A 22,233-nucleotide genomic window follows, 5' to 3' on the forward strand; every position below is an offset into this window, starting at 1 on the left:
GATGCCGATGATCTCTTCCCCCTCATCCCACGAAAGACGCTCCTCCCGCGCAATCCCGTTGGCGGCCGTGGTTCTGGCGGCCATGGCCATTGCCAGTGGCGGCGCACATGGCGAGGATGTCGTTCGCCAGGTTCTGCCCGGAGCGCAACCCGCGGCGGCGCCGCAGCAATTGACGCGGGAAAAGGCGCCTGACCAGAGCGAGATCGAGCGCTTCTGCTCCAACATCGCCGATGCCGCCCGCGACCGCCGCTATGCCTTGCAGGCGGAAGAGCTGAAGCAACTGCAGGCCGGCATCGACGAGCGCATGAAAGCGCTGGACGCGAAGAAAGCCGAATACGAGACCTGGCTGAAGCGGCGCGAGGTGTTCCTGGCTCGGGCCGAGGACGGCGTCGTCAAGATCTATGCCGGCATGAAGCCCGACGCGGCGGCCGAACGCCTGGCAATCGTCAACGCCGACCTGGCCGCGGCCATCCTGATGAAGCTCGATTCGCGCAAGGCCAGCGTCATTCTCAACGAAATGGACCAGAAGGCGGCGGCAACGCTCACCGGCATCATGGCCAGCGCAGCCCGAAGGGTAGATCCGTCATGATCCGCAGAATGCTCATCCTGTGCGCGGTCGCCACGCTGTCCGGCTGCGGCACCAACCTCAGGGAAGTCGGCAAGGAACCGTCGCTGTCGCCGGTCGGCTCAGGCATCGACGGCGGCAACACGTCTTCCCTGTACAGATACCCCGAGCCGCCTCGGGCGCCGGTAAAGAAGTTCTCGCTGTGGGACGATCGCCAGAGCCGCCTCTTCACCGATCCCCGGGCGCTCTCGCAGGGCGACATCCTGACTGTCAGGATCAAGATCAACGACCGCGCCAATTTCAAGAACCAGAACGACAGGAGTCGCACCGCCAACCGCAAGCTCGGCTTCGACCTCAGCGCGCAGTGGGACAAATGGAGCACCGCCGGCAAAGGTGCGGGCACGCTCAACTCCGCCACGGACACGACGGCCGATGGCGAGATCAAACGATCGGAAACGCTTGAACTCAATGTGGCGGCGATCGTCACTGATGTCTTGCCGAACGGCAATCTGATGATCACCGGCTCGCAGGAAGTGCGCGTCAACGCCGAACTGAGGGTGCTGACCATCGCCGGCATCGTGCGACCGGCCGATATCGGCGCCGAGAACACGATCCCCTACGAACGCATCGCTGAGGCGCGCATTTCCTATGGCGGCCGCGGCCGCATCACCGAGATCCAGCAGCCGGCCTACGGCCAGCAGGTTCTCGACCAGGTTCTTCCGTTCTAGGGATTGGAGAACAAAGCGCCGTGGCCAATGTCGAACAGCTTCAGCCGCGCAAGGGTCCATCCCTTGTGGTCCAGGGCGCCATGCTGCTGGTGGTGACGGCCGCCGCCATCGGCATGGGCTGGATGTCCGGCGGCTATCTCAAGGGTGCCGGCGCACCGTCATCGGTGCCGGCTGCGCCTGAAAATGAGGGCAAGGTCGCCGAACCCGTTGCCGCGCAACAGCCAGGCACGGGGCCGACGCTTGTCGCGCTGGCGCCGATCACCACCAACATCGCCTCACCCGCCGACACCTGGATCAGGATGGAAGTATCCGTCGTCTACGACACGCCGCAGCCGCCGGCGATGACGGAGGACATCCATCAGGACCTTCTGGCCTTCGTGCGTACGCTGAAGATGCATCAGATCGAGGGCGCCAGCGGTTACCAGCACCTGAAAGCCGATATCGAGGAACGCGCCTCGATCCGCAGCCAGGGGCACGCCAAACAGGTTCTCATCAGGACATTGCTGCTCGAATGAAGAAGTTCCTTCTCGCCGCGGCGCTGATCGGCGCCGCCACCTCCGTCGCGGCGGCGCAGCAGCTGGACCTGGGCGGCATCGGCAAGGCCGACGGCGCCACCGTCGGCTACATCATCCAGATGTTCGGCCTGCTGACCGTGCTTTCGGTGGCGCCCGGGCTGCTGATCATGGTGACGAGCTTCACCCGTTTCGTCATCGCCTTCTCGATCCTGCGCGCCGGCATCGGCCTGCAGTCGACGCCGGCGAACCTCATCCTCATTTCGCTGTCGCTGTTCATGACCTTCTACGTCATGGCGCCGACCTTCGATCAGGCCTGGAACACCGGCGTCAAGCCGTTGATGGACAACCAGATCAGCCAGACCGAGGCCTTCGAGAAGATTTCGGATCCGTTCCGCACCTTCATGCTGCACAATGTGCGCGACAAGGATTTCGACCTGTTCGCCGACCTCGCCCGCGAGCGCGGCCAGGTCGTTGCCAAAGAGACGGTCGACCTGCGCATCCTGGTGCCCGCCTTCATGATCTCCGAGATCCGCCGCGGCTTCGAGATCGGCTTCCTGATCGTGCTGCCATTCCTGGTCATCGACCTGATCGTCGCCACCATCACCATGGCGATGGGCATGATGATGCTGCCGCCCACCGTGGTGTCGCTGCCGTTCAAGATCCTGTTCTTCGTCCTGATCGACGGCTGGAACCTGCTCGTCGGCAGCCTGGTGCGATCCTTCAACTGACCTCGCCGTCGCGGCCCGAAGCGACGACTGCCCGCAAAGATCGCGCAGTGCGCGAGGCGTCGATTTTTTCTCCAATTATTTTTGCTTAACCGTCCGGTTTAGGCCTTTGGTAGGAACTCGCCGCCATAGTCGCTCGCAGATGGCGGGTGACCCAAACGCAACGGTCATTGGCATGATGCCGCTCCGTCATACCGGACAAACCGGTATGTCAAAAAAACACCTGTAAAAACAAGGTACGAGTAGCCATGGCCAGTATCATGACGAACGCCGCCGCTTTGACGGCGCTGCAGAGCCTTAACGCCACCCAGAAGAGCCTCGACACCACCCAGTCCCGCATCTCGACGGGCTATCGCGTTTCCCAGGCTTCGGACAACGCCGCCTACTGGTCGATTGCCACCACGATGCGCTCCGACAACCAGGCCATGTCCACCGTTTCGGACTCGCTCGGCCTCGGCGCTTCAAAGGTCGACACCGCCTACACCGGCATGAACAGCGCGATCACCACCATCAACTCGATCCAGCAGAAGCTGACCGCGTCCTACGGCCAGACCGACGCCGCCAAGGAAAAGACCCAGGTGGAAATCGCCGCCCTTCAGGCACAGCTGAAGGGTTACGCCGACTCCGCCACCTTCTCCGGCACCAACATGCTGTCAGTAAACAGCGGCGCGACGGCCACCACCGCTGCGGATGTCAAGGTTGTTTCGGCCTTCAACCGCACCTCCGCCGGCGCGGTTTCGATCTCGACGATCGACGTCAACGTGGAAAGCATCAAGCTGTATGAAGCCGGCACGGCCGCAACGTCGAAGGGCATCCTCGACGCCAACCGGCTCGGCGTCTCCGGCGCCGAGACCGCCACGGCTTCGGCTCCGACCCTGGGTGCTGCGGCTGCGGCCACCGATACCTATTCGGTCGCCAGCCTGTCGATCTTCTCGGGCACCACTGCCGCCAGCGACAGCCAGATCTCGCAGATGATGACCGTCGTCGATGCCGCGCTCAAGGACATGACGACCGCCGCCACCAAGCTCGGCGCCGCCAAGAGCTCCATCGACCTGCAGAAGACCTTCACGCAGAGCCTGATGGACTCCATCGATCGCGGCGTTGGCCAGCTCGTCGATGCCGACATGAACAAGGAATCGACCCGCCTCCAGGCATTGCAGGTCCAGCAGCAGCTCGGCGTCCAGGCGCTGTCGATCGCCAACGGCTCGTCGCAGTCGATCCTGTCGCTCTTCCGCGGCTGATCGCCCTAGACCGACCAATCAAGGAAACGGGCCGCGCCAAAAGCGCGGCCCGTTTTGCGTTTGCTCCAGCCCCGCGCAACCCTCGTTTCTTACCCCCTCGAAAGCGAGCCTTTAACAGGCCGTTAACCATAACGCGCTAGTCATGGTTAACCAATAGCTTACAACGGATTGGCGAATCGGCCCGGTCGGGCGACGGCAATTGATGGGCGGGCCAGCGGCTCGCGAGGGCAATGCCGGCTTTGACAAAGACCGGCCTGGGAAAAAGGAGCGAGTTTCTTGGCGAGCATCATGACAAACGCTGCGGCGTTGACGGCACTTCAAAGCCTTAACGCCACCAACAAATCGCTCGAGCAGACACAGGCGCGAATCTCGACGGGCTACAGGGTCTCCGAGGCCTCCGACAACGCCGCCTACTGGTCGATCGCCACCACGATGCGCTCCGACAACGCAGCCTTGTCGACGGTGCAGGACGCGCTCGGCCTCGGCGCCTCGAAAGTCGACACCGCCTATACCGGCATGAACAATGTTCTGACGTCGATCGGTCAGCTCAAGACCAAGCTGCTCTCCACCATCGGCCAGACGGCCGCGGCCAAGGCAAAGACGCAGACGGAAATCACCACGCTTCAGGCGCAGATGAAGTCCTTTGCCGATGCCGCCACCTTCTCGGGCTCGAATTATCTCTCGGTGACGTCAACGCAGGTCTCTGCCCCCAATGACGGCGTCCAGCCCGACGCCAAGATCGTCGCGGCCTTCAATCGCTCCTCCTCCGGCGCCATCTCGCTCGGAACGATCGACATCGATGTCGAGAGCACGAAACTGTTCGACAACGGTCTTGCCACCGCCGTCAAGAACCAGGGCACGCTCGACCGCAAGACGTCCGTATACGCGACGGCGGCCGCCCAGAACCTTTACGACACCGCCTATGCGGCTGCGATCGCTGGTGGACAGACCGACATCGCTGCCAACACCGCCGGCCAGACGGCTGCGGGCGCGGTGGTCCCCAGGATCGACAACGTTTCCGCCTTCAATCTCGACATCACGGCAGCGGGTGTAACCGACGACATCATCACCCAGATGATCGGCAAGATCGACAAGGTCATGAGCCAGCTGACCGACCAGGCCACCATCCTGGGCGCCGCCAAGAGCTCCATCGACCTGCAGAAGACCTTCACGCAGAGCCTGATGGACTCCATCGACCGCGGCGTCGGCCAGCTCGTCGATGCCGACATGAACAAGGAATCGACCCGCCTGCAGGCATTGCAGGTGCAGCAGCAGCTCGGCATCCAGTCGCTGTCGATCGCCAACAGCTCCTCGCAGTCGATCCTGTCACTGTTCAAGAACGGCTGATCCGGCCATAGCAGCCAGACACTGCTCCCTCCATTTCACGGGCCGCGCCGCAAGCGCGGCCCGATTTCATTTTCGCACAAGCTTCGAGGGCTAGTGTTCCGGCGGACAATCATGCTGGGAGTCGCTCTATCGTGCCGGAACAGATCCAGAGCATCATCTCGAATCTCCGCGGTTTTGGTGTGAAGCGCCTCGCCATGCTGGCGGGCATTGCCGTTCTGGTGATGGGCGTCATCGGCATCGCCTCGGTCTACCTCAACCGTCCAGCCTACGACACGCTCTATGTCGGGCTCGACCGCTCCGACGTGAACCAGATCGGCCTGGTGCTGGGCGAGGCCGGTATCGGCTTCGACGTCGGCGCCGACGGAACCTCGGTTCTGGTGCCGGCCGGCACCACGGCGCAGGCGCGCATGCTGCTTGCCGAAAAGGGTCTGCCGACCAGCGCCAATGCCGGCTACGAGCTGTTCGACAATGTCGGCGCGATGGGCCTGACCTCGTTCATGCAGCAGATCACCCGCGTGCGCGCGCTGGAAGGCGAGATCGCCCGCACCATCCAGTCCATATCGGGCATCAAGGCAGCGCGCGTCCACATCGTCATGTCCGAGCGCGCCAATTTCCGCCGCGACGAACAGCAGCCCTCGGCATCGGTGGTCATCCGCTATGCCGGCATCGACGCCGAGAAAAGCGCCCAGTCGATCCGCCATCTCGTCGCCGCGGCCGTGCCTGGCCTGTCGGCCGACAAGGTGACGGTGCTCGATTCCAACGGCAACCTGCTCGCCGCCGGCGATGATCCCTCCAACACCAGTGCGGCCCGCACGCTCGGCGTCGAGCAGACCGTCGAGGCGCAGATCGGCGACAACATCCGCCGCGCGCTCACCCCCTATCTCGGACCCGACAATTTCCGCGCCAGCGTCAAGGCCGAGGTCAACACCGACACCCGCCAGACCGAAGAGACGATCTTCGATCCGAATTCACGTGTCGAGCGCTCGGTGCAGTCGGTGCGCGCCAACGAGAACAGCAACCAGAAGCAGGCCTCGACCCCGGCCAGCGTCGAACAGAACCTGCCGGAGACCCAGGCGACCAGCACCGAGGGTCCGCAGACCTCTTCGGCGAACGACCGCAAGGAAGAGATCACCAATTACGAGATCAATTCCAAGAAGATCGCCACCGTCTCCAACGGCTACACCGTGACCAAGATGTCGATCGCCGTCGTCGTCAACCAGGACCGGCTGAAGGCGATCCTGGGCAAGGACGCGACACCGGAGCAGATCGCCAAGCGCGTCGCCGAGATCCAGAAGATGGTGACGTCGGCCACCGGCCTCGACGACAAGCGCGGCGACGTCATCGACGTCTCGGCGGTCGAATTCATCGACGGGCTGGACGGCGAAGCGATCCCGCAGGCTGGAATGCTGGATTCCGTCGGCCAGCACGCCGGCACGCTGATCAACGCCGCCGCTTTCATCGTCGTGGTGTTCCTGGTGGCCTTCTTCGGCCTGCGGCCGATGGCGGCCGCGCTGACGGCAAAAGCGACGCCCGCTTTGTCGGGCCCGAACTTCGATGAAGTGCAGCGTTCGCTGCCGACGCCTGAAGCGGTCGCGTCCGCCGATGCGGGTGCCGCCATCGGCGCCCTGCCCGGGTCGCGGCCGGGCGTCAATCCGCTCGATGATCTTCGCCAGAAGATCAGACCGGCGCCACAGGAGCGGCTTGCCCGCATGGTCGACCTCAACGAGGAGCGCACAGCGCAGATCCTGCGCAAATGGGCGGCCCAGGAAGTCGCGGCGTAAACCATGGCCTCCGCAGCGCTTTTCGATCTTCTCCCTGATTTCGGTACGCGCGCGCCGCGTGCCGGCCAGCCGCAGGCCGCGTCCGAGCACAGACCGGAGATATCCGCACCGGAGGCCGATATCGGCACGCTGATCGCCGAGGCGGTTGCCCAGGCGGAGGCAGCGCTGGCGGAACGGCTCGTCGCGGCCCATGACGCGGCGCTGGAAGCGGAGCGCCAGGCGAATGCCGAGGAAGCGAGGGTTTTCCTCGAAAGCTTCGGCGGCGATATCGGCAAGGCGGTCTCGCTACGCATCGACGCCATGGAGGCGCGCGTGACAGACCTTGTCACCGCCACGGTCGCCCGCATCATCGGCGGCGTTGTCAGCGACGATCTGCAGAAGCGCTCGCTTGAAGCGCTTGCCGGCGCGATTCGCGAAGCTGTCGGCGACGGCGAAGCGGTGCGCATCGCCGTCCGCGGGCCACTGTCGCTGTTCGAAACGCTGAAGGCATCGCTTGGACCACGCATTGCAAATCTCGACTTCATCGAGGCGCCAGGCTTCGACCTGACCGTGAACATTGACGAGGCCGTGTTCGAGACACGCATCGCCGAATGGTCGGCGACCCTTTCCGAGGTCCTGTCATGAGTGCTGTCGATGCCGATCACGGCAGGCACGAGATCATCATCGTGCGGCGGGCACATGACGACCATGACGAGGGCCATCACGGTGGCGTCTGGAAGATCGCCTTCGCCGACTTCATGACGGCCATGATGTGCTTCTTCCTGGTCATGTGGCTGATCAACGCCGCCAACGAACAGACCAAGGCGGCCGTCGCCAGCTACTTCAACCCCGTCAAGCTCGTCGACCGCGAGTCGAGCCGCAAGGGCCTGGAGGATCTCGGCAATGGGCCGCGCGCGGTGGGGATGACGACCGACGACCCGCAGGAGGCGACGACCAAATCCGGACAGGACGGCATCGGCGCGGCGGGCTCATCCAACCGCAAGCAGGACAAGCAGGAGCCGAACAAGGCCGAGCAGTCCGACGATCATCTGTTCGCCGATCCTTACGCCGTGCTCTCCGAAATCGCCACCGACACCGGCGTCATGCAGAATGTCAGCCAGAAGGGTGACGGCGGCGCGCAGAACGCCGGTCCCGCCACAGGCGCCTCGGGCGGCGCATCCTACCGCGATCCCTTCGAACCGGATTTCTGGTCGCAGCAGGTGGCAGCACCCGCCGCCGAGGCGAGTGCCCAGCGCCCCAAGATCGAGGGCGATCCGCTCAAGCCGGGCGACAAGGCCGCCGAGACGCAGGTCGCCAAGGTCAAGGCCGTGCCGCCGGCGCCGCCCGTCAAGGATGCACCGCTCGAGCCCCTGGCCGAGGATGGCAAGAATACCGTCGCGACGATGGCCAAGGCCAGCGAAACCAAGACCGGAGATGCCAAGGCCGGCGATGCCAAGACGGGAGACAGCAAGGCCGTGGCTGCCGCCAAGGCCGATGCCGCAGCCGCCGCGCAAGAGACGACCGCGCCTGAAGCCGGGGAGAAGCCGCCGACCGCCGCTGCCGTAAAGGCCGCGGCCGACGTCAAGCGGCAGCTGGCCGATGCCTTCAAGCCCGGCGACAAGCTACACGACGGCGTTTCGGTCGAAGCCACCGACAAGGGCGTCGTCATCTCGATCACCGACCAGCTCGACTTCGGCATGTTCGAAGTCGGATCGGCGGTGCCGAGCCGCGAACTGGTGCTGGCGATGGAAAAGATCGGCCGCATCATCAACAGCCAGAAGGGCACCATCAGCATCAACGGCCACACCGATGCGCGCCCCTTCCGCAGCGCCAGCTACGACAATTGGCGGCTGTCGACGGCGCGCGCGCATTCCGCCTACTACATGCTGGTGCGCGGCGGCGTCGACGAACGCCGTATCACCGAGGTCGCCGGCTTCGCCGACCGCCAGCCGAAAGACCCGGCCGATCCCCTGTCGGCGGCCAACCGCCGCATCGAAATCCTGATGGCGAGCGGCGGATGAAGCGGGCGGCCATCACCAGCCGGCTGATGGGCCTGTTGCTGCTGGCAGCCGGATATCCGTCGGCCGGCTTCGCCCAGGACACGCTGCAGCCCTACCAGCTGGTGCGCTCGCTGCAGCTCGTCCAGGACCGCATCGCCGCCGGCGATCACGCCGCGATGCCGATGCAGGCCAAACTGCTCGAAATGACCGATCAGCGCCTGCGCGAAGCCGACGCGGACGACTTCAAGGACCCCAAGAATTTTCGCGCGCTCCTGGTCTACGGCATGAGCGGCGGCAATCCGTCGACGGTCGAGGCGGCGGTTTCTCGCGCCAACTCGGTGGATGCCCAAGACCTGTCGATCGCCAAGGGCGTCATCAACTATCTGGTGGGTCGGCCCGCCGGCGCTATTGAAGTCCTGAGACCAATCGATCCGATGACGCTGCCGAGCGACATCGGGGCCTTTCTTGCCCTGGTCAAAGGATCGCTGATGGCGACGGACGACCCGGCGGCGGCGCTGACGCTGCTCGACGAGGCCAAGCTGCTCAGCCCCGGCACACTGGTCGAGGAAGCGGCCTTGCGGCGCTCGGTGGGCATCGCCGTGGCGCAGGGCGACGCGGCTCGGTTCGCGCTTGTCTCCACCCAGTATGTCGAGCGCTATCTCTATTCGCCCTATGCCAGCCAGTTCGCCGATTCCTTCGTCTCCGGTGTCATCACGCTGCATATGTCGATCAGCCAGGACAAGCTCGCCGATATCACCTCGATGATGGATCCCGAGCGCGAGAAGGTGATCTATCTGCGCATCGCCCGCCGCGCCGCGATCGACGGCCTCAGCGAATTGTCGGCCTTCGCCTCCACCCGCGCCGAGCAAGGCCGCGACGGCAACACCAATCAGGGCGATCCGCGCGCCCAGCTTTACTCCAGCCTGTCCACGGTGACGTCCGGTACGATCGAGGATGTGCGCACCAAGCTCGGCAAGATCGACCGCAGCAAACTGTCGGACAGTGACCGCGCCCTGCTCGACGCCGCTCAGGCGATCGCCGGTGAGGTGGTGGCGCCGCCTGCTTCCGTTCCGGCCGCAAGTCCGGTGTCCGTACCGCTTGCGCCGCAGCCCAAATCCGAGGTCGCCGCCACGCAAGCCGCCGACGAGGCCGGATTGCCGCCCGTCGAGGGCGCCGCCTCCGAACAGCCCGCCGCCCCACCATCCGACGGAACGGTGGCCGCCGCACCGAGCACACCGGCGCCTCCAGTCGATTCGGCGACGGTCCTGCCGGCATCGGCGCCGGCAAAATCCGCCGGCCCCGACACGACCGATCCAACCGACGCCGCCATGATGAAAACCCGTCGACAGCTCGACCTGATCGACCAGATGCTCGGAGCCGCCCCCAAATGACCCCTAGCCTCGGCCCGGCCCTGCCAGGATTCACCGCCGCCCGCACCGCGGAGCAGCCGGCCGCGTCCGGCAAGAAGGATGATGCTGGTTTCGGCAAGATGGTGCATGGCGGCGCGGGCCAGGCGGAAAAGCAGCCGACCACCGAACACGGCGCGCGCGATCCGCGCTGGAGCAAGCTTGCCGCCGGCCTCGCGGCGCAGGCGGGCGAGGGCGAGCCAATGCCGTCCGGCAAGGCTCAGACCATGCCCACCGGATCGACGGCGGCGAAATCCATGAAGGACGGCAAGAACGTCGAAGCGGACAAGGACGCCGATAGCGAAACGCCGACGACCGACGCCGGCGCAACGCCGCTCGACGATCATCTGCCTTTGCTGATGGCGTTTCATGATCTGCGCCATTTCTCGACATCGGCCAAGTCAGCCGACGCGGGCGAGGCCGCACAGGAACCGGCGCTCGACGGGCAGCTCCTGTCGAAAGCCTATCGGTCGGCATCCGCCGCCGGGCACGACGATCTCGAACCGATGCCGAAGCCTGAGCGGGTCTCGCTCGTCGACGGGCCGCTGACGAAGCTCGAGTCCGCCCGCGACGCAAGCGCCGGCACCGGCGCGCCACGGCATGACAATGCGATCGCCGCCGGCCCGCTGCCCGAGACGACAACCGCCGATGTGCCCGGCGTCGAGCCGAAGCAGGCGCCGCCGCAGCTGAAGTCCATCGCCGACGTCCAGTCCTCGTTGCGGTCGGAGCCGGGAAAACAGCTCTCGGCGCAGGCGCGCGTCGACGTCGTTTCCGAGCGCAGCTTCCCTGCCCCGCCGCAGGCGCCGATGAGCCAGGCAGCACTCAACGTAATCAACGCCGTAGCGGCCGATGTTGGCCCACAGCCGGCGTTTTCGACAGCCTCCGCGACCAGCCAGATGGCCGGCTCTGTTGCCGTTCCGACACATGTGTTGAAGATCGAACTTCACCCGGCCGAACTGGGCATGGTCACCGCCCATCTTCGCCTCTCGGGAGAACAACTCTCGATTGAATTGAAGCCTGAAACACACGACGCCTACCGCCGGCTTTCCAGCGACAGCGAGGCTATCGTCAAGTCGCTGCGCGGGCTGGGTTTCGAGGTTGATAAGGTCACCATCATGCAACCGTCAGTGGCCGTTCCGGCTGCAACCCGGACGGATGCAACCGCCTCGCTCACTGCCGCGCCTGGCCGCGACCAGTCCGCCTTTCAGCCCGGAAACTCCAGCGGCGGCAACAATGGAGCCGGCGGCCAGCAACCAGGCCAGCAGTCCGCAAGGGGTAATCATGATGACGCGCAAGCCCACGGCCGCGCCGCTTCGCCATCTCGCGAGCGCGCTGGCGGCGATATGTTTATCTAGCCTCGCCAACGCCGCCCTCGCCGCCACCAATCCCTGCGAGCCCGAGATCCTGCGCGCCGCCGACCGCTACGGCGTGCCCGCCGGCATCCTCTATGCCGTCGGCCTGACCGAGACGGGCAAGAAAGGCAGCCTTCAGCCTAACGCATTGAATATAGAAGGAAAAGCAATCTTCCCAAGGAGCCGTGCCGAAGCTCTTGCCACCTTCGCCAACGCGCAGCGCGAGGGCAAGACGCTGATCGATCTCGGCTGCATGCAGATCAACCACCACTATCATTCCTCGCATTTCCGCAGCGTCGAGGACATGCTCGACCCGCGCCAGAACGTCGACTACGCGGCGCGTTTCCTGGCCAGTCTCCATGCCCGCCACGAGACCTGGTCGATGGCAGTCGCCCGCTACCATGCCGGCCCCGACAACGACCCGGCGCAGAAGGTCTATGTGTGCAGGGTGATCGCCAACATGGTTGCCACCGGTTTCGGCAAATGGACAACCAACGCCCGCGCCTTCTGCAACCCGTAAGCGTATTTTCTGCTTCTAATACGCCGACCGCGCTGCTTCGGGTTGCCGTTTTGAACTTGCTCAGAACTTCCCGCCGCAAGCATATCTGGCTGCACGCTAATGCAACCGGTGCGATTCCAGACTCCCAAGAAACTAGTTACAAGAAATGACGGTTGTTCAGGATTCCCGCCAACGGTTACGCCTTTCCCCACGGGGCAGATGTGCTGATTCGGAGGCGGGGCCGATGATCGTGATCGTTGACGAGCGAGAGCTCGTAACTGAGGGATACAATTCACTTTTTGATCGCGAGGGCGTTGCCTGCGCGGGCTTCGCGCCGGGTGAATTCGGCGAGTGGGTCAACTCGGCCGCCGACACCGACCTGCGGTCGGTGCGGGCCTTCCTGATCGGCGACTGCCGCGACGGCGCCATCTCTCCGCGCCAGATCCGCGACCGCACCGGCGCTCCGGTCATTGCGCTCAGCGAGCAGCATTCCCTGGAAAACACGCTGCGGTTGTTCGAGAGCGGCGTTGACGATGTCATCCGCAAGCCCGTCCACATCAGAGAGATCCTGGCCCGCATCACCGCCATCCGCCGTCGCGCCCATGAGGATGTCGCCTACACCGAGATCGGCGCCATGCGCATCTTCATGGACGGCCGCGACCCTGAGATCGACGGGCAGCCGCTGCCCTTGCCGCGCCGCGAACGCCGCATCCTCGAATATCTGGCGAGCAACCGTGGCCGGCGCGTCACCAAGACCCAGGTCTTCAACGCCATCTACGGCATCTTCGACGAAGAGGTCGAGGAGAACGTGGTGGAGAGCCACATCAGCAAATTGCGCAAGAAGCTGCGCGAGAAGCTGGGCACCGACCCGATCGATTCCAAACGCTTCCTCGGCTACCGGCTCGTCTTCTGATGCCGCGCCGCGCCAGCCTCGCGCAAGACAGGACGCTTAGCCTCGCCGCCAGTGGCATGGATATTGCGGAGACATCTCGATGAGCCTCTACGGAATGATGCGGACCGGCGTTTCCGGCATGAACGCCCAGGCCAACCGCCTGTCGACAACCGCCGACAACATCGCGAACTCCGACACCACCGGCTACAAGCGGTCCTCGGCCGAGTTCTCGACCCTGATCATGCCCTCGACGGGCGGCGCCTATAATTCCGGCGGCGTCACCACCACGATCCGGCAGGCTGTCAGCGATCCGGGCGTGCTGCAATACACGACCTCTGTCTCCGACCTTGCTGTCAGCGGCGATGGCTTCTTCGTCGTCCAGGATCCGAGCGGCACGCCTTTCCTGACCCGCGCCGGCGCCTTCGTTCCCGATGCACAGGGCAGGCTGGTCAACGCGGCCGGCTTCCAGCTGATGGCCTACAGCTACGCCAATGGTACTCCGGCGGCGACAGTGAACGGCTTCGAAGGCCTGGAGCCGGTCGTCATTTCCGACCAGGGATTGACCGCGACCCCAAGCACCCTGGGCAGTTTCAGCGGTAATCTGCCGGCAGGTGCGACGCCTGTCGTCGCCGCCAACCTGCCCGGCGCCAACGCCGCCACCGCGCAGTACACCTCGAAGTCGTCGATGGTCGCCTATGACAATCTCGGCAACAAGAAACTGCTCGACGTCTATTTCACCAACACCGGTGCCGGCACCTGGCAGGTGGCGGTTTTCGATCAGTCGAAGGCGACGCCGGGAACATCGTTCCCCTACACCGGCGGCGCACTCGGCACGGCCAACCTGACCTTCGACACCACGACCGGCAAGCTCACCGGTACGCCCACCAGCATTTCCTTTACCGTGCCGGGCGGCGCGAGCCTCAATCTCGACCTGTCGAAGCTGACGCAGCTCGGCACGGGCTTCACGGTTTCCGACGCCCAGGTCAACGGCAACGCGCCCAGCACGATCGACAAGATCCAGATCAGCAAGGACGGCACCATCTACGCCCAGTACAAGGACGGTTCCACCAAGGCGCTCTACAAGATTCCACTGGCCGATGTGCAAAGTCCGGACCAGCTCAAGGCCCTGCCCGGCAACGTCTACGCGCAAGGCACCGAGTCTGGCGCGATCCGTGTCGGCTTTGCCAATGAAGGCAAGGCCGGTTCGATCATCTCCGGCGCACTCGAAAATTCCAACGTCGATATCGCCGAGGAATTGACCGACATGATCGCGGCGCAGCGCAGCTACACTGCCAACTCGAAAGTCTTCCAGACCGGTTCCGACCTGATGGACGTCCTTGTCAACCTGAAGAGATAAACCGGGCAAGGCCCGTGAAAGACCAGCATGTCGTTATCTTCCGCATTGAGCATCGCCCAATCGGCGCTTATGAGTACCGCGCGTCAGACCAGCGTTGTCACGCGCAACGTCTCGGACGCCTCCAATCCGGACTACACGCGCCGCATCGCCGTCGTCACCAGCACGGCGCCCGGCGCGCGTTCGGTTGATATCCAGCGCGTCACCAACGACCTGCTCTTCAGGCAGAATCTCAGTGCCTTGTCGGCCTATAGCGGCCAGAACGCGCTCTACAGCGGCATGGATCAGCTGGACGTTTCGGTCAATGGCGTCGACAACGCCTCCTCGCCCTCGACGGCCATCGCCAATCTGCAGCAGGCGCTGCAGCTCTACGCCACCTCGCCGTCCAACCAGAACCTTGGCTCCAGCGTCATCGACGCGGCCAAGCAGGTCGTGCGCTCGCTGAATGAAGGCTCCAAGGCCATTCAGGATTTCCGCACCCAGACCGACGGCCAGATCGACACGGCGGTCAAGGACCTCAACTCACTGCTCGGCCAGTTCCAGGACGCCAACCAGGCGGTCATTTCCGGAACCCGTTCCGGCACCGATGTTTCCGACGCGCTCGACCAGCGCGACGCGCTGCTGAAGAAGATCGCGGACTATGTTCCGATATCGACCTTCACACGCGGCGACAACGACATGGTCATCACCACGGGTGACGGCACCACGCTGTTCGAGACCATACCGCGCACGGTGAGCTTCACGCCATCGGCCGGCTATGCAGCCGGAGCCCCCGGCAACACCATCTATATCGACAATGTGCCGGTCTCGGCGGGAAGCGGCGGCAACACCACCGCCAGCGGCAAGCTTGCCGGCCTGCTGCAGCTGCGTGACGGCGTCGCCTCGACCATGCAGAGCCAGCTCGACGAGACCGCGCGCGGGCTGATCACGGCCTTTGCCGAGACCGCGCCCTCGATGCCCAACGCCGCTGGCCTGTTCACCTGGTCCGGCGCGCCGGCGGTACCGGCCGCGGGCACGCTGATCAATGGCCTGGCCGGCACGATCAGCATCAATGCGGCGATGAATCCGAGCACCGGCGGCAATCCGACATTGCTGCGCGACGGCGGCGCCAACGGTGCGGCCTATGTCGCCAACACCACAGGCGGCGCTTCCTATTCCAGCCTCCTGGTTGCCTATGGCGACCGGCTCGACCAGCCGATGACCTTCGACCCCGCCGCCGGCATTTCGGCAACGTCCAGCGTTTCCAACTACGCCGCCAATTCGATCGGCTGGCTCCAGGGCATGCGCCAGCAGGCTTCGACCGCCGCCGACGCAAAGGAAGCGCTGGCACAGCGCAGCTCCGAAGCGCTATCCAACGCGACCGGCGTCAATGTCGACCAGGAAATGTCGCTGATGCTCGACCTCGAACATACCTATCAGGCATCAGCCAGGATGATGAAGACCGTCGACGACATGCTGGCGGCCCTTTTGAACGCGGTGGGATAATCCATGACTTCAGTCTCTTCGGCCGCCCTCACCAACGCCATGCGCTATCAACAGATGCGCATGCAGGCCGAACTCGTCAAAGCCACGAAAGAATCCTCGACCGGCAGGGTCGCCGATGTCGGCCTGGCACTGGGCGGACGCGCCGCCCAGTCCGTCACCTTCTCGCGCGACCTCGACCGGCTGAACGTGATCGTCGATTCGAACGGGCTGGTCACCGCAAGGCTTGCGTCGACGCAGACGTCGCTCGGCCAGCTCTCCGGCGTGGCGCAGACCTTCCTGTCCGCCCTGACCACCGCGTCGTCGGGCGACAACTCCAACAGCCTGACCCAGTCGACCGGCCAGACGACCATCCAGCAGCTTACTTCGATCCTTAACACCAGCGTCAACGGCGAATATCTGTTTGCCGGCACCAACACCGACGTCAAGCCGATCAACGATTTCACGGCCGCCGGTTCACCGGCCAAGGCCGCCTTCGACGCCTCCTTCGTCGCCAAATTCGGCTTCACGCCCAGCGATCCGGCCGCGGCGAACATCACCGGCGCCCAGATGGACGATTTCATCAACAACTACGTTGCGCCGCAATTCCTCGGCACCGGCTGGCAGACCAACATGTCCAACGCCACCGACCAGCAGATCGTCAGCCGCATCGCGCTCAACGAAACCACCGAGACCTCGACCAGCGCCAACCGCGACGGCATCAGGAAGCTCGCCATGGCCGCGGCAATGGTCTCCAGCCTGATGTCCACCAACATCAGCCGGGCGGCCAAGGACAGCATCGTCAGCCACTCGCAGACGCTGGTCGGCGAGGCGCTGAGCGGCATCGCCCAGGTCCAGTCGGAGACCGGCATCGTGCAGAAGCGCGTCTCCGATGCCAGCGACCGCATGAAGACGCAGATCGATCTGTTCGAACGCCATATCCTCGATCTCGAAGCCGTCGACCCGGCCACGGCCGCGACCAAAGTCGCGGATTTGACACAGCATATCGAGACATCCTTTGCTCTGACAGCGCGCCTGCAGCAGCTCAGCCTGTTGAAGTACCTGACCTGACAACTTCCAGCGGAACGGTAGAGCCGACGATGTATCAATTCTCCTACGCCGACGTCCAAAGCACCTCCGTCTCGGACGCCAAGGACCGTGAGCGCGAACTCCTGACCCGCTCGATCGACATGCTGTCGGCGGCGGCCGCGGCCGGCCAGGATTCGATGGAGGCGATCGAGGCGCTGAATTTCACCAACCGCGTCTGGACAATCTTCGTCGAGGATCTTGGCTCCAGCGACAACGCGCTTCCCAAGGAATTGCGTGCCAACCTGATTTCCATCGGCCTGTGGCTGCTGCGCGAGGCGGAGGACATCCGCCAGGGCCGCACCAACAATTTCGAAGGGCTGATCGAAGTGTCCCAGATCATCCGCGACGGCATTCAATGACCAACACGCTGAAGATATCGCTGAAGCCCAACGAGAAGATCTACATCAACGGCGCCGTCATCCGCGTCGACCGCAAGGTCACCATCGAACTGATGAACGACGTGCAGTTCCTGCTCGAAAGCCATGTGATCCAGGCAGACCAGGCATCGACGCCGCTCAGGCAGCTCTATTTCATCGTGCAGGTCATGCTGATCAACCCGGCTGGCGCCGATGACGCCCGCGAGATGTTCCGCCGCTCGCTGCCGTTGCTCATCGCCAGTTTCGAGGATGCCGAGATCTGCAGCGCGCTGAAGCAGATCGACCGCATGGTCGGCGAGGATCACATCTACGAAGCCCTGAAGGCGATCCGTTCGCTTTATCCTCTCGAACGCCGCGCGCTTGGCGGCAATGACGATGTTCCGGGCGCCTCGCGCCCGCTGGCTGTGGGAGCACGCTGCTGATGACCGTGGACATGACGACGACGATACCGGTTGGCGCCAATTCGACCACCAAGCCGACCTCCAAGACAGCGGTCGACTACCAGTCCTTCCTGAAGCTTCTGATCGCCGAGATGAAGAACCAGGATCCGACCAAGCCGATGGATTCGACGCAATACGTCGCCCAGCTCGCCACCTTCTCGCAGGTCGAGCAATCGGTGCAGAGCAACACCAAGCTCGACCAGATCATGCAGTCCTCGGCGCTGTCGCAGGCCGATGCGATCATCGGCCGCTCGATCACGTCGGCCGACGGCAAGACCACCGGAATAGTGGCTTCGGTGACGCTCGCCAGCAGCGGACTGATCGCGGTGCTGCAGGACGGCACCAAAGTCCCCGTCGGCCCAGGCGTGTCGATCAAGCCGGCAAGCTAGGCCAACCGCGCGCATGAATGAGGCCGACGCCCTCGACATCGTCCAGTACGCGGTGTGGACGGTGCTGACAGCGTCCGCTCCGGTGGTGCTGGTCGCCATGGCGGTCGGCATCGGCATCGCCCTCATTCAGGCGCTGACGCAGATCCAGGAAATCACCCTGACCTTCGTGCCGAAGATCGTCGCCATCATGCTGGTGGTGGCGCTCACGGGTCCGTTCATCGGCGGCCAGATATCGGCCTTCACCAACGTGATCTTCGAGCGCATCCAGAACGGGTTCTGAGAAAGTCGCGGAAAGGCACATTCCGCTTCAGAACGACACCGCTCGCCAGAACGGCTGCAGCTATCGGCCAATTTCACCGCGATCATGCAAGCCATGCTGCGTGCGGAGGAGCCCGGCCCTCTCGCAAGCAAAAGCTGGCCCTCCTCTATCCCCTTGTTGGACCATGATCTTGCGCGCATCAGGTTCGCCCTTTGCGGCGCGATGCCATAGTTTCGGCAAACGATGCGGGGAAACCGATCGCCGCAAGGATCAGCACGTCGTGGCAGGAACCCATCCATGATTGACGAGAAACCGGATAGCGAGGGCGTTTCGGCGCTGGCGCCGTTCCGGCATGGTATTTTCCGGGCCGTCTGGGCCGCAAGTCTGGTTTCCAATTTCGGTGGCCTGATCCAGGGCGTCGGCGCCGCCTGGATGATGACGACAATCGCCACCTCGCCCTACCAGGTCGCCCTGGTCCAGGCCTCGACCACTCTGCCGATCATGCTGTTCGCGCTTGTCGCCGGGGCCATCGCCGACAGCTTCGACCGGCGCAAGGTGATGCTGGTCGCGCAGACCTTCATGCTGGTCGTTTCGCTGCTTCTGACCCTGTTCACCTGGTATGGCCTGATCACCCCCTGGACACTGCTTGCCTTCACCTTCCTGATCGACAGCGGCACGGCGCTCAACAGCCCGTCCTGGCAGGCGTCCGTCGGCGACATGGTTCCGCGCAACAAGGTGCCCGCCGCCGTTGCGCTGAACTCCATGGGCTTCAACCTGACACGCAGCGTCGGTCCGGCGATCGGCGGCATCATCGTTGCGGCCGCCGGCGCCGCGGCCGCCTTCGCGGCGAACGCCGTGAGCTATATCGGCCTCATCATCGTGATGGCGCGCTGGAAGCCTGACGTGCCGGTGTCGACCTTGCCGCGCGAGTCGCTGGGGGCGGCCATGGGCGCCGGCCTGCGCTATGTCGCCATGTCGCCCAATATCGGCAAGGTGCTGGTCAGGGGCGCGGCCTTCGGTTTCAGCGCCGGCGCCGTCCTGGCGCTCTTGCCGCTGGTCGCGCGCGACGTCGTCAAGGGCGATGCCTTGACCTACGGCATCATGCTCGGCTCCTTCGGCATCGGCGCCGTCGGCGGCGCGCTGATCAGCGTGCGGCTGCGGCAGTTGCTCTCCAGCGAGACGATGGTGCGCTGTGCCTTCGCCGGCTTCGCTGTCTGCGCCTTCAATGCCGCGTTCAGCCATCACGCCTGGGAGACATCGCTCGGCCTGCTGGTCGGCGGCGCCTGCTGGGTGATCGCGCTCTCGCACTTCAACGTCACCGTGCAGATGGCGACGCCGCGCTGGGTGGTCGGCCGGGTGCTGTCGGTCTACCAGACCGCGACCTTCGGCGGCATCGCGCTGGGCAGCTGGATCTGGGGCGTCGTCGCCGATGCGCACGGCGCCGAGACCGCGCTGATCGCCGCCGCCATCGCCATGCTGGCCGGGGGCGCGATCGGCCTTGTGCTGCCGCTGCCACAGCAGCAGGTGCTGAACCTCGACCCGCTCAACCGCTTCAAGGAACCGCATCTCGCGCTCGATTTGAAGCCGCGCAGCGGTCCGATCGCCATCATGATCGAATACATCATCCGCCACGAGGACGAGGCGGAATTCCTCGCCACCATGGCCGAACGCGGCCGCATCCGCCGCCGCGACGGCGCTCGCAACTGGACGCTGGCGCGCGATCTCGAAAATCCCATGATATGGATCGAGCACTACCACACGCCGACCTGGCTCGAATATGTCAGGCACAATGGCCGCATCACCCATGCCGACGCCATGGTCGGCGAGCGCCTTCGCGCGCTGCACAGCGGCCACGAGCCGCCGCGCGTGCGTCGCGTCATCGAGCGTCCAACCACCGCCGGCACAGCGCTGGTGATGGCCAAGGGGCCGATCGAGCACTGACCATGTCTGGCTGATATCAGTCGATCAGCCGGCCGACTGGATCATGTAGAGCTTGCGCGTGGTCTCCCGGATGCGCCATTCGCCCTTCCATCCCTGCGGCAGCACGAGAAGGTCGCCAGGCCCCAGTTCGCGCGCCTCTCCTCCGGCGCGGCTCACCTCCACCCGCCCCGAAATGATATGGCATATCTCCGACGAACCCGTGCGGTCGGCGGTGAAGCGGCCGGGCGTGCATTCCCATATGCCGATATCGACGGTCCCGTCCGGCGACTGGAAAAGCGAGCGCACGGCCTCGACCTGATCTCCCTCGACGGAAGTGGGTTTGGGTGAGAACGCGCCGATGTCAGCCTTGGCGAGATCGTGGAAGGTCGAAAGGTCGATCAAACTGGTCTCCATGAACAAAGCAATTCCAGGAAAAGTGTCCAGCGGTTTTCCGTCCGGAATTGCGTAAAGACAAATTGCTGGAGCGGCTCAGCGAACGCTGAACCGCTTCAGTGGCCCGTAATGCTGTCGGCGAGCGCGGCCAGTTTCGACGTATGCGCAAGCCCAGCCGCCTCGCGCCCGTCGGCGATGCGATAAAGCTGGTACATCGAATGCACGCCAAGCCAGCGGAACGGCTCCGGCTCCCACGGCCTGACCTTGCGGTTGACCCAGGGCAGCTTCGTCAGCTCTGTCTCCTGGCCGAGGATCAGGTCGGCCAGCGTGCGCCCGGAAAGATTGGAGCTCGACACGCCAAGCCCGACATAGCCGCCAGCCCAGCCGATACGGGTCGCGGGATCGAGGCCGACGGTCGTGCACCAGTCGCGCGGCACGCCGAGCACCCCGCACCAGGCATGCTCGATGCGGCAGTTCGCCGTCTGCGGTAGCAGCGTCGTCAGGATTTGATGCAGCTGGTCGATCGTGGCCTGCTGTGTCTGGCCGTTGACGTCGGTGCGCGAGCCGTAGCGATAGGGCACGCCGCGCCCACCCATGGTGATGCGCCCCTCGCGCGTGCGCTGCGCATAGCAATAGGCGTGGGCGGCGTTGCCGAGAAGTTCATGCCCTTCCCACCCGATCTGGCGCCAGAGCGCCTCCGACAGCGGCTCGGTGACGATCTGCGCGCTGTTGAGCGCCAGCCAGGTCCGCTCCTCGCCCGGAATGCCGGCCGTGAAACCTTCCGTCGCACGGATGATGGTTTCAGCCCGCACCGTACCGCGGTCGGTGGTCACGCTGCCCTTGGCGATGGCCGTCACCGTCGTCTGTTCGTAGATCGGCACGCCCAGCCGCTCGACGGCGGCGGCAAGCCCGCGCACCAGCTTGGCCGGCTGCACCCGCGCCTGGCCGTGGACGACGAAGCCGCCCATGACATTGCGGATGTTGATGCGTGCCCGCGTCGCCGCCTGATCCAGCATCTCGACGCGGCCCGGATCGACGTCCCAGGCGCGGATCGTTTCGCACTCCTCACGCGCGCGTTCGAGCTGCGCGGGGTTGGTGGCCACCGTCAGATTGTCGACGCGGCGGATATCGGCATCGATGCCCTCCGCACCCGCCACCCGGATCACCTCGTCGACGCAGCCCGCCATCGCCGCCTGCATGGCGCTGACACCTTGCCGGGTCGAGGTCTTGAGATATTTTTCGCGCGACCACGAGAAACCACCCGACAGCCAGCCGCCATTGCGGCCCGAAGCGCCGAAACCGGCAAACTCACGCTCGATCAGCGCGACGCGCAGCGAGGGCCTGGCCCTCTTCAGATAATAGGCGGTCCACAGGCCGGTATAGCCGGCGCCGACGATCGCGACATCGGCCTCGATATCGCCGGGCAAGGGTGGCCGTGGCGCGGGCACCCCTCCCAGATCCGCATACCAGAACGATATGTCGCCGTTGCGCTTGGCTTGCATGGAATGACTTCCGGTAGAG

At 64.7% G+C, this 22,233-nt stretch carries 23 protein-coding genes; 21 read left to right on the forward strand and 2 right to left on the reverse strand.

The genetic code is table 11. The features are described 5' to 3' along the window. Window position 1: 1 nt before the first annotated feature. The 21 genes from AC1DPX_RS19465 to AC1DPX_RS19565 all read left to right on the forward strand — a co-directional run bounded on the left by AC1DPX_RS19465 (window position 2) and on the right by AC1DPX_RS19565 (window position 20,340). Entirely contained in the window at window positions 2-589 is a 588-nt protein-coding gene (locus AC1DPX_RS19465) for a MotE family protein (protein WP_477238899.1), read from the forward strand. Continuing rightward, window positions 586-1,293 (forward strand): flagellar basal body L-ring protein FlgH, encoded by a 708-nt coding sequence (gene flgH / locus AC1DPX_RS19470; protein WP_202358076.1) that lies wholly within the window; start codon window positions 586-588, stop codon window positions 1,291-1,293. Before AC1DPX_RS19465 ends, flgH begins: the two co-directional genes overlap by 4 nt. A gap of 20 nt (window positions 1,294-1,313) precedes the next feature. After that, entirely contained in the window at window positions 1,314-1,808 is a 495-nt protein-coding gene (locus tag AC1DPX_RS19475; RefSeq protein ID WP_477238901.1) for a flagellar basal body-associated FliL family protein, read from the forward strand. After that, complete coding sequence (gene fliP / locus AC1DPX_RS19480; RefSeq protein WP_202358074.1) at window positions 1,805-2,536, forward strand: flagellar type III secretion system pore protein FliP; 732 nt, start codon at window positions 1,805-1,807, stop codon at window positions 2,534-2,536. Before AC1DPX_RS19475 ends, fliP begins: the two co-directional genes overlap by 4 nt. Before the next feature lie 245 nt (window positions 2,537-2,781). Beyond that, on the forward strand, window positions 2,782-3,774 hold the full coding sequence (locus tag AC1DPX_RS19485) for a flagellin N-terminal helical domain-containing protein (RefSeq protein ID WP_202358073.1): 993 nt from the start codon (window positions 2,782-2,784) through the stop codon (window positions 3,772-3,774). 276 nt (window positions 3,775-4,050) lie between these two features. After that, window positions 4,051-5,121 carry a flagellin N-terminal helical domain-containing protein gene (locus AC1DPX_RS19490; RefSeq protein WP_202358072.1) on the forward strand — a complete coding sequence of 357 codons (1,071 nt, stop codon included), beginning with the start codon at window positions 4,051-4,053 and terminating at the stop codon, window positions 5,119-5,121. Window positions 5,122-5,252: 131 nt separating this feature from the next. Continuing rightward, entirely contained in the window at window positions 5,253-6,902 is a 1,650-nt protein-coding gene (gene fliF, locus AC1DPX_RS19495; protein ID WP_477238903.1) for a flagellar basal-body MS-ring/collar protein FliF, read from the forward strand. Window positions 6,903-6,905: 3 nt separating this feature from the next. Next, a complete protein-coding gene (locus AC1DPX_RS19500; RefSeq protein WP_477238905.1) occupies window positions 6,906-7,526 on the forward strand; it encodes a hypothetical protein in 621 nt (206 codons plus the stop codon). Then, window positions 7,523-8,902 (forward strand): MotB family protein, encoded by a 1,380-nt coding sequence (locus tag AC1DPX_RS19505; protein WP_477238907.1) that lies wholly within the window; start codon window positions 7,523-7,525, stop codon window positions 8,900-8,902. Before AC1DPX_RS19500 ends, AC1DPX_RS19505 begins: the two co-directional genes overlap by 4 nt. Then, window positions 8,899-10,272, forward strand: coding sequence for a chemotaxis protein MotC (locus AC1DPX_RS19510; protein ID WP_477238909.1), 1,374 nt, complete (start codon window positions 8,899-8,901; stop codon window positions 10,270-10,272). Before AC1DPX_RS19505 ends, AC1DPX_RS19510 begins: the two co-directional genes overlap by 4 nt. Beyond that, complete coding sequence (gene fliK / locus AC1DPX_RS19515) at window positions 10,269-11,642, forward strand: flagellar hook-length control protein FliK (RefSeq protein ID WP_477238911.1); 1,374 nt, start codon at window positions 10,269-10,271, stop codon at window positions 11,640-11,642. Before AC1DPX_RS19510 ends, fliK begins: the two co-directional genes overlap by 4 nt. Beyond that, entirely contained in the window at window positions 11,572-12,159 is a 588-nt protein-coding gene (locus AC1DPX_RS19520; protein WP_202358066.1) for a transglycosylase SLT domain-containing protein, read from the forward strand. The genes fliK and AC1DPX_RS19520 overlap by 71 nt, the downstream gene beginning before the upstream one ends. A 223-nt stretch (window positions 12,160-12,382) precedes the next feature. After that, window positions 12,383-13,051 (forward strand): response regulator transcription factor, encoded by a 669-nt coding sequence (locus tag AC1DPX_RS19525; protein WP_010911291.1) that lies wholly within the window; start codon window positions 12,383-12,385, stop codon window positions 13,049-13,051. Window positions 13,052-13,130: 79 nt separating this feature from the next. Next, window positions 13,131-14,387 carry a flagellar hook protein FlgE gene (locus AC1DPX_RS19530; RefSeq protein WP_477238913.1) on the forward strand — a complete coding sequence of 419 codons (1,257 nt, stop codon included), beginning with the start codon at window positions 13,131-13,133 and terminating at the stop codon, window positions 14,385-14,387. Between the two features lie 27 nt (window positions 14,388-14,414). Then, window positions 14,415-15,869 carry a flagellar hook-associated protein FlgK gene (gene flgK / locus AC1DPX_RS19535; RefSeq protein ID WP_202358064.1) on the forward strand — a complete coding sequence of 485 codons (1,455 nt, stop codon included), beginning with the start codon at window positions 14,415-14,417 and terminating at the stop codon, window positions 15,867-15,869. Window positions 15,870-15,872: 3 nt separating this feature from the next. After that, the gene (locus AC1DPX_RS19540; RefSeq protein WP_477238915.1) at window positions 15,873-16,916 is read left to right on the forward strand and encodes a flagellar hook-associated family protein; all 1,044 of its coding nucleotides are present in this window, start codon (window positions 15,873-15,875) and stop codon (window positions 16,914-16,916) included. Window positions 16,917-16,945: 29 nt separating this feature from the next. Next, complete coding sequence (gene flaF, locus AC1DPX_RS19545) at window positions 16,946-17,293, forward strand: flagellar biosynthesis regulator FlaF (protein WP_010911295.1); 348 nt, start codon at window positions 16,946-16,948, stop codon at window positions 17,291-17,293. After that, window positions 17,290-17,733, forward strand: a complete 444-nt coding sequence (gene flbT, locus AC1DPX_RS19550) for a flagellar biosynthesis repressor FlbT (protein WP_202358062.1) — start codon at window positions 17,290-17,292, stop codon at window positions 17,731-17,733. The genes flaF and flbT overlap by 4 nt, the downstream gene beginning before the upstream one ends. After that, complete coding sequence (gene flgD, locus AC1DPX_RS19555) at window positions 17,733-18,140, forward strand: flagellar hook assembly protein FlgD (RefSeq protein ID WP_202358061.1); 408 nt, start codon at window positions 17,733-17,735, stop codon at window positions 18,138-18,140. Before flbT ends, flgD begins: the two co-directional genes overlap by 1 nt. A 13-nt stretch (window positions 18,141-18,153) precedes the next feature. Next, on the forward strand, window positions 18,154-18,420 hold the full coding sequence (gene fliQ / locus AC1DPX_RS19560) for a flagellar biosynthesis protein FliQ (protein ID WP_023770466.1): 267 nt from the start codon (window positions 18,154-18,156) through the stop codon (window positions 18,418-18,420). 276 nt (window positions 18,421-18,696) lie between these two features. Beyond that, complete coding sequence (locus AC1DPX_RS19565; protein ID WP_477238917.1) at window positions 18,697-20,340, forward strand: MFS transporter; 1,644 nt, start codon at window positions 18,697-18,699, stop codon at window positions 20,338-20,340. 24 nt (window positions 20,341-20,364) lie between these two features. Here the strand turns inward: AC1DPX_RS19565 and AC1DPX_RS19570 are convergent, their stop codons facing one another. Next, entirely contained in the window at window positions 20,365-20,733 is a 369-nt protein-coding gene (locus AC1DPX_RS19570) for a cupin domain-containing protein (protein WP_477238919.1), read from the reverse strand. 95 nt (window positions 20,734-20,828) lie between these two features. Further along, window positions 20,829-22,214 carry an NAD(P)/FAD-dependent oxidoreductase gene (locus AC1DPX_RS19575; protein WP_477238921.1) on the reverse strand — a complete coding sequence of 462 codons (1,386 nt, stop codon included), beginning with the start codon at window positions 22,212-22,214 and terminating at the stop codon, window positions 20,829-20,831. Window positions 22,215-22,233 lie beyond the last annotated feature (19 nt).

It is taken from the genome of Mesorhizobium sp. 01N446, from assembly GCF_056399285.1.